Source organism: Nocardioides hungaricus (genome assembly GCF_054782915.1).
Genome location: NZ_BAAGRO010000065.1, coordinates 1 through 8091 on the forward strand (window position 1 = coordinate 1; position 8091 = coordinate 8091).

At 66.4% G+C, this 8091-nt stretch carries 6 protein-coding genes; all 6 read right to left on the bottom strand.

Annotated elements, in window-relative coordinates:
- Positions 1-43 precede the first annotated feature (43 nt).
- Positions 44-190 (bottom strand): hypothetical protein, encoded by a 147-nt coding sequence (locus ACYVKX_RS22195; RefSeq protein WP_460835875.1) that lies wholly within the window; start codon positions 188-190, stop codon positions 44-46.
- 237 nt (positions 191-427) lie between these two features.
- Positions 428-1135 (bottom strand): NAD(P)-dependent oxidoreductase, encoded by a 708-nt coding sequence (locus ACYVKX_RS22200; protein ID WP_460835876.1) that lies wholly within the window; start codon positions 1133-1135, stop codon positions 428-430.
- Between the two features lie 176 nt (positions 1136-1311).
- Entirely contained in the window at positions 1312-2172 is an 861-nt protein-coding gene (locus ACYVKX_RS22205; protein ID WP_460835877.1) for an alpha/beta fold hydrolase, read from the bottom strand.
- Positions 2173-2212: 40 nt separating this feature from the next.
- Positions 2213-3742, bottom strand: a complete 1530-nt coding sequence (locus ACYVKX_RS22210) for a carotenoid oxygenase family protein (protein WP_460835878.1) — start codon at positions 3740-3742, stop codon at positions 2213-2215.
- A gap of 283 nt (positions 3743-4025) precedes the next feature.
- Positions 4026-5603: a phytoene desaturase family protein gene (locus ACYVKX_RS22215; protein WP_460835879.1), complete on the bottom strand. Its 1578-nt coding sequence runs from the start codon at positions 5601-5603 to the stop codon at positions 4026-4028.
- A 152-nt stretch (positions 5604-5755) separates the two neighbouring features.
- The gene (locus tag ACYVKX_RS22220; RefSeq protein ID WP_460835880.1) at positions 5756-7387 is read right to left on the bottom strand and encodes an MFS transporter; all 1632 of its coding nucleotides are present in this window, start codon (positions 7385-7387) and stop codon (positions 5756-5758) included.
- Positions 7388-8091: the final 704 nt, after the last annotated feature.

An 8091-nucleotide genomic window follows, 5' to 3' on the forward strand; every position in this document is an offset into this window, starting at 1 on the left:
ACCATCAACCCGGCTCGTGACCGCTGAAGTCAGCACCACACGTTCACAGTCGGTGGATCAGGGCTGAGCCGATCCCGCGGGCGCCGCCGGTGACGATCAGCACGTCGCCGGTCGCGTCGAAGAGCGCCTTCACGAAGGCACTCTTCTTGTGCTGTGGGCAGTCTCGTGCCTGGTGCTTCGAGCTGCGCATTCGGTCACGTCTCGGTGTGCCTGCCTCACATCAGCTCCGCGGGAAGGATGGTGCGACCTGCTCGGCAGTTCGTGCCCGTGCGAAGCGGACGCTGTCGGCGAGCGTGACACCGTCGCCCCGGCTGCGGGCGGCGGTCTCAGCTCGGCAGCGAGTCCCACCCCCGCCGACGAGCCGGAAAGCTCGGGTGCCAGGTGGGTGTGGACGTCGATGATCGGCAAGCTCATGGCTCTCCATCGCTCACAGCACGCTTGCGACGGTCAGATGGCCGTACCTGGGATTCTCCGCTTCGTCGATGAGGGCGACAGCGAGATCCTCCACGTCGAGCCGCGACGGGACGTCGTCATCCTCGAGGAGGATCCGGGTGGTACCCCAGCGCAGGTTGCCTGTTCGACCGCCGAAGTCGCCGAGGAACATCGAGGGTGAGATGAAGCTCCACTTGAGTGTGTCTTCTCGCTCGAACAGGTAGTAGGCGATGCGCACCCCGAGCGGGATGTCCAACACGAATGGACCGTCGGCATCCAGCGCGCCAGGCGGCAGGTTCTGAAGGTGGTCGCCGAAGTAGCCGAGGTCGTCGACCGACAGCTTCCCGCTCGGCGCGAGCAGGCTGCCGACGCCGCCGACGTAGATGAGCCGGTCGAGTCCAGCCGCCTTGACGCCGTCGATCATCAGGCGCGTGCCCTCCACGATGTCTCGGTAGATGGCGGGGTCCTTGCTGGCGTCCCTGCCGTTGGGGTTGAAGCAACTGATGACGAGGTCGTGCCCTGCGACGACCTCGGCGACGACGTCCGGCTCGAGGATGTCTGCGGCACGCACGGTGAGGTTGTCGCGAGGTGCGATGTCTTGTGCTCGGCGGGCGATCGCCGTGACTTCGTGTCCTCGCGCTAGCGCTTCCCCGAGCGCTGGTCGGCCCGTGTAGCCGGTGGCACCGATGAGGGCGATCTTCATGTTGACGTGCTCCTTGTCTTCAGCAACTCTTCCTGCATCAACTTGTCTGCGTCGAAACCAGAGCGGTGGTCTCTGCGGCTCGCCCTCCGACCTCGTGATCGCTGCGCCGGACCAATCCGCCGTGGAGCCCTGGCCCGTCGGCTGAGTGACGGCAGGGTCCGGGCGTGCTGTGGGCGTCAGACGCCGTGGGCGCTGAGGAACCTCTCGATCGCCGCCGCGACCTCGTCGGTCTTCTGCTCGATCAACGGGACCCGACCGCCCTCGATCTCGACCACCCTGACCTCCTTCGAGTGCGGGAATGCCTGAGCGACACCACTGGTGAACGGGTAGGAGTGGGGGTCGTCGGTGGCGGCGAGGACGAGAAGCGGGGCTGTGACCCGCGAAACCCGGCCCTCCATCACGTAGCGGGCGACCGCGAGATGCCCCTCGGCCGGATCGACGCCCGGGGCCAGAGCGTCCCTGATGAAGCGATCGAGCAGGTCAGGTCGGCCCTCGGGGTAGGTCGGGCGACGCTTGCCCCACAGCTGCAGCAGATGACGTCCGTCTGGATGCCGCTGCACCACGTCGACGGCGAGAGCAACGCCATCGTCGTCGACCGCGCCGTTGGTCATCTCCTCCGTCATCGCGGCACGTAGGTCGGCGGTCATGAAGGCGCCGGAAGAGAGGACGGCGGCGGTGATCCGCTCCGGGGCCGCTGCAGCGACCTCGGCGGCGACGAGCATGCCGGTGTGATGGCCGACCAGCGCGAACCGTTCCAGGCTCAATGCATCCGCCAAGGCGATGACTCCCGAGGCGTACTGCTCGATCGTCTGAGGTCCGGGCGGCGGCTTCGCCGACATGCCGAAGCCGTACATGTCCATTGCGATCACCCGACGCCGGGCGGCGAGAAGCGGTTGCAGCTCGCGGTACTCGTCGAGCGATCGCGGGGTCTGGTGGAGCAGGACAACCGGCGGACCCTCGCCGAGCTCGGCATAGTGCAACTGGCCTAGTGGCGTGTCGGCGTAGGCATACCGCGCGCGGCTGGCATCGGAATACATGTCTTGGCCTCCAAGAGCGGACGAGGTGCGACGGCCTGGATCAGGCGATGGCGGATTGGGCGGAGATCGCTGAGTCAAGCTCGGCGGCGTCGGCCCAACTGCCGTGGAAGGAGTAGGGCACCCGGACCGGCAGTTGGACTCGTGCAAGTGGTTCGCGGGCGAACTCGACGGCGTCATGGACGAGCAGCTCCGACAGGCCGGTGGCGGGGTTCCACCACAGCGACAGCAGGTAGCCGTCGTCCTCCTCTGTTGCCCCGGGCCGGGCTACGAACACCGGCTCGCTGGGGCTCGTGAGACCGTCGATCCCTTCGAGCACCACCGTCTGGCCCGACGTGAAGTCGTGGCGACCGAGACCGTCGCTGTAGGTGTGCGCCGACAGGCCCCGGGTCGCGACGAAGTAGCCATAACGCAACTGCTGGCCGATCCAGTCGTCGTTGATCATCGGGAACTCGCCGCAGACGCCGCTGAGCATCTCGTTGCCGGCCTTCTTGGTGACACGGTCGAGAGTGAAGCGCCACAGCATCGAAGGCGGGAACCAGGAGTGCGAGCTCACCGGGTCGTCGGGCGTGCTGGCCGGGTTGCCCAGTCGCGTGACCACGCACAGGTCGACCACGAACCCGGTCGGGGTCTCGTAGGCGTTGAAGAAGTGAGTCGGTGCGAGCATGACGCCGGTGTCGTACCAGGTCACCTCGTGTGTACGACGGTCCAGGACCGCGAATCGCGATCCCTCGGGGACCGCCTCGGGGTCCCAGAGCACTCCGGGCCGGCCCTGCATCATGCGGTCGATCCGGAACTGGGTCGGGGAGACCATGAAGATCGCGTGGTTCTCGCTGATGATGTAGTCGTGGACCTGGGCGGGACATCCCAGCGAGAAGGTGACCGTGTCCTTGACCTCACCGGTGCGGGCGTCGACCTGGAACCACTGCAGCTTCTCGCCCACGACTGCGAAGAAGAGTCCGTCGCCGGTCTTCGGGTCGACCTTGTGGTGTGCGGTGCACACGAGGTCGATCGTGCCGTTGAAGTCGAAGGGGGCCTGGGTGTCCAGGGTCTCCGGGTGCATCTCAGTGGGCAGTCCCCCGTCGAAGTAGACCAAGAGGTGGTCGCCGAAGATCCCGACGTTGGTGTTCGCGATGTTCTTGACTGGCGGGATGCCCTCAGGAAGCGGCCCGCGGTCGTTGCCGTTGACGAAGCCGGGGTAGATCGCCTGGCCCGCCTCCACCTCGATCTTCATCGTGTCGGTCATCACCCACCGCATCCGAAACGACGCCTTCCCGTCACGGATGTAGGTGGCCGCCACCGCGCCGTCGCCCTCCCACCAGTGGTAGCGCTCGAGGTCCACGGGTGTGAACCGCGGGTTGTTCGCGATCCGGAACAGCGCGCCGTTCAGATCGCTCGGCAGCGCGCCGATCACGGGCAGGTCGAACGCCTCGCTCTCCTCGTTCCAAGGAACGAACGGTCCGTTGAGGAAGAGGTTGTCGGTCTCCCAGTCGAGGTCCTGCCGATGGCGCGGGGGATTGCGCTGGTTGTGCGGGAGAACGACCGTGGGTAGGGAGAGGTCCAGGTTGCGCATATCAGGGTGTCCTCCTTCGGGCCGCCGTTCTTGGTGCCCTCGTGAACGCGGCATGTGGTGACCGTCGACACAGTCTCTGGCCAGCTAGCTCTCGATCTCGCCGGCCCGGACGACAGACGTACCAACGAGAACTGTCGTCTTGCGACAACACCCCCTTGCCGGTGAGCGGCGCAGCGACATCGGTTGCCAGGCGGGTGATCCCGCTGCACCTCTTGCGGTGTCTCGTCTCTCGTCGACGACCGATCGCCGGCAGCCCGGGGCACGGGAACGGTGCCGACATCGGTCAGCGACGGCGCTGGGACAGCAGCTGCTGGGCGGCGAGGTGCCCCGATCCACCAGCAAGGCCGGGTCCAGGATGGGTGGACGCACCGATGTGCCACAGACCGCGTATGGCGGTGGCGTGCTTGCCCTGGTGGGGCAGCGGACGCCAGAACATGCTCTGGTCCATCTCCATCGAGCCGCTGTAGACATCGCCGTTGACCGCGTTCGGGTTGATCGCGACCATGTCGGTCGGATTCAGCACGTCGGTCTTGAGCACGCTCGCCACCGTGCCCGGCGCGCACTGCTCGACCCTGTCCAGCATTCGCTCGACGAAGGCGTCAGTTGTCGCCTTCGACCACGTTCCGTCGACCGGGATGGTTCCCGCAGCGTCCTCTCGCGGGCGCCAAGGTGCTTCCTGGGTCGTCATCCACAACAGCCCCTTTCCTTCGGGGACGCGGTCGGGATCGAGCAGGTGCTGGCGGCCGACCATCATCGTCGGCGCGGCGGGCAGCATGCCGGCGTCCGCCTGGGCGCAAGCGATTCCGGTACTGCCAGTACCGGTGCTGATGTGGACTACGGGAACATCTTGAAGTCGCTCGTCAGCCCACTGCAGCGGCCGGTCCAACGCGACGTGAAGCTGAACCACCGCTCGTCCGTAACGGAAGCGCTCCGCTTCTTCGCGAACGAGTGGAGGGATTGGGGCGTCCTTGAGCAGCGACCCGTACAGCGCCTGAGGCGTCACGCTGGCCAGTACTGCACGACGTGCCCGCAAGGTGCCCGCATCGGTCACAACCCCGGTTGCCCTTCGGCCCGAGACCGTGATCCTCTCTGCGAGCCGACCGGTCATGGTCACGACACCGAGCTCAGACAGCAGCGACTTGAACGCAGCGACGAAGTTGCCCGCACCGCCCGCCACCTGGGGGGCACCGAACTGATGGTTGGCCGCAGCGAAGACCGGGATCATCAGCCCGCCACCGGCATGATCCGGAGACAGTCCGGCGTGCAGCAGCCACGGCCCCCACAACTGGTCGATCTCCGTGCCCGTGAACCGCGAACGGAGGAACGAGCGCCCGCTCATCATCGCGTCGTGCGCGAGCGCGCCCAGGCCCTTCATCCTCTGAGAACGCAGGGCGTGCACGAGGAGCTTCGCGCCCTGGACCGACCGAAGCTCCGATCCCAGCGCACCGAAGACCGCCGGCGCGCGGCGACCCATCTCCTCCAGCATCGCCAGATAGGCGCCGCGGTCGGACGGGACACTGAACCCCTCTGCGGTACGCGCCGGGTCGCGGTAGGCGACGACGGCGCTGCCCGGGGCGACGCTTCCGGTGACAGCTCCGTCGGTGTTGATGTAGCGGAGGCCGTGTTCGTGCAGCTTCGCCCCGAGTTTCTCGTAGGCGGCCCCCGACGTGAACAGCGTGTGGATGGAGGAGTACGTGTCGTGGACGAAGCCGGGCAATGTGCGCTCGCCGGAGGCGATGAAGCCGCCCACCTCGTCGTTGCGTTCGACGATCGCCACGCTCCACCCAACTGTCGCCAACTCGGCCGCGGCGACCAGTCCGTTGATTCCCGAGCCCACGACAATCGCGTCGTACTCGTCCATGTGCTGTTTCCCTTCGCTTTCTGGGTCTCAGAAGCCGGACCGACGACGGACGGCTTGTGTGCAAGTCAGAGGTGGTTGTCGAGGGACCCGCGGGGCCTCTCAGCGCACGAGCGTCGTGTGAGTTCAACCGGCGGGACCGAGGTCCCGATCAGTCAATCCTCCGGATGCAGCGGGTCGGTCAGTGCTTCGGGACTTGGCACCTCGATGTGGCCGACCCCGCGAAGTCCGATGACCGTGATCGCGGCCGACGCCAGGCACACCACGCCCGCGACTAGCCATGCCACGTGGAACCCGTTACCGAGGGCGGCGACGGCCACGTCGTGTGCAGGAGAGCCGGCGGGTAGCACCGCGACGACGGCCAGAGGACCGCCCTCGGATGCAAGCCCCATCAGTTGAGCGGCTTCATCGGCGGGCAGTTCCGCAGCCAGGGGCCGGAGGCCGGCAATCGTGTCGCCGCCGGCACGCGAGAGCGCGACGGCACTTGCCACGACGGTTCCGAGCACGAACCCGAGGTCGCGGAGCATGTTGGTCGTTGCGCTGGCCATTCCGGCGAGGTGCAGCGGGACCGCATTGATGGCAACGGCGGTGAAGGATGCTTGTGCGGCACCGAATCCGAGTCCCAGCAGCAGCGCGGGAGCGATGAAGTGCGCCATGGAGACGTCAAAAGGATCCAGACGCAGGTACAGCAGCGCGCCGATGCCCATCAGTGTGTATCCGCCAGCCAGCATGATCATGGGGTTGGCAATGCGAAGCACCCTTGAGATCAGCGGAATGAGCACGAAGGCGGGACCTGCCACGAACACCTGCACCAGCACGACCTTCATGGGGTCCTGTTGCTGGACATTGGCGATCCAGAGGGCGGTCGAGAAGACGGCGCAGACGAACCCCAGCATGCCCGTAACAGTCACCAGTGAGGTGACCGCGAAAGCGCGATTCTTGAACAGACCCAGGTCCAGAATCGGCGTCTTCGCGCGGGCTTCTACGGTGACGAAAGCGAGAAGTAGTGCCCCGCCGACGACAAATGACCAGACGATCTCGGGCTTGCTCCACCCGGCTTCTGCTCCTTGGATGGCACCGAACATCACCAACAACATGCCAGCAGCGAAGGTGACCTGGCCCTTCGCATCAAGACCACGGCCCTCTGGTGCCGATGACTCCTGCGCCATCAGCTTCGTCACCACCGCCGCGACCACTGCAAGACCGCCGAGAACCCAAAACGGCGCCCGCCAGTCGCCCGCCTGGGCGAACATGGCCCCGAATGCGGGTCCGACAACGGACGCGCCACCGATGCATCCGGACCACAGTGCGATCGAACGAGCTCGCGCCTCGGGCGTGTGGGACACCGCTGCAACGAGTGCCAACGTTCCCGGGTAGATCGCCCCCGCCCCCAAGCCATTGATCGCCGCGCCGACCCAGAGGACCTCGACACTGGGAGCAAGCGCGCTCACCACGGAGCCGACGACAAGTGTGAGGGCTCCCGCGATCACCAACCGCCGGCGACCGAACATGTCGCCAAGCACCCCGAAGGTGAACTCAAAGACCAGAACACCGAGTTGGAACACGGCAGTGATCCAGGTCAACTGGGTTCCCGAGGTCTGCAGATCCGCCTGGAACAGCCCGTTGAGCGGGGCCGGCGTCGCATTGGCTATCTGCGCGATGAACACCGCGACACAAGCGGCCACGATTGTCCTCATGCGTCGTCGCGCCTGGTCGCTGGGTCCGGATTGTTCGTTGAAGGCGGCGGCGTTGCCGGGCACAGCTCCCGAGGAAGTAAGGTCACTCATGTCTGGACTTCTTTCATGCGAGCAGGCACGCGATGGCCGTCTGAACCGCCTGGCGCGCGGCACAGGCAGAAGCCAACCGGTGTCGTCCGTCGAGTGACGAACGACACATACTCTGGGTTGGACAGTCAAGACCTGTCTCGCACAACCGCGACAGCGAATCCACAGAGGCTTGTCGCACCGCGACAAACCCGCGGAGCTGTCGGCGCGCCCAGGCAATGACACCGCGAGACGCCCGGACGACGTCCGAGCGCTCGCCGCAGCGCGACCTCGCGTCAAGCCCGCCACGGTATTCGCGGTCGCAGCGCCGGCGGCAGCTCCACAGTCACCGGTCGCCGACCGAGGCAAGGCCCCTGGGTGCGGACCGCGATCACTCTGGGAAGTACGCACCGCCGTACCGGTGACTGAGGCTCCAGGACGGCACGGAACTGACAATGACGTTCCGGGACGTCGAAGAGGTGGTAGGTCTTCTGCTGCCGAGCTCGTGTCGTCAGCATGTGCCGCACTGGCACAGCTACGACGGGTCAGCGGTCGCTTCCGAGCCACTGCGCGACAAGAATCTCGCGCGCCCCTGGCGCCCGTCGAGCGGCGTCAGTTGGCGTCGATCGGGATCGACTGGGCCTGGGTGGGCTGGTCGCTCCGGAAGATCGAGATCGGGACCTTCTGCCGGATCACCCGCTTGTAGTAGCGCGAGGACCCGGCGGAGT

Coding starts and splice junctions, on each gene's coding strand:
- ACYVKX_RS22195 (WP_460835875.1), bottom strand. CDS start 190: ATGCGCAGCTCGAAGCACCAGGCACGAGACTGCCCACAGCACAAGAAG.
- ACYVKX_RS22200 (WP_460835876.1), bottom strand. CDS start 1,135: ATGAAGATCGCCCTCATCGGTGCCACCGGCTACACGGGCCGACCAGCG.
- ACYVKX_RS22205 (WP_460835877.1), bottom strand. CDS start 2,172: ATGTATTCCGATGCCAGCCGCGCGCGGTATGCCTACGCCGACACGCCA.
- ACYVKX_RS22210 (WP_460835878.1), bottom strand. CDS start 3,742: ATGCGCAACCTGGACCTCTCCCTACCCACGGTCGTTCTCCCGCACAAC.
- ACYVKX_RS22215 (WP_460835879.1), bottom strand. CDS start 5,603: ATGGACGAGTACGACGCGATTGTCGTGGGCTCGGGAATCAACGGACTG.
- ACYVKX_RS22220 (WP_460835880.1), bottom strand. CDS start 7,387: ATGAGTGACCTTACTTCCTCGGGAGCTGTGCCCGGCAACGCCGCCGCC.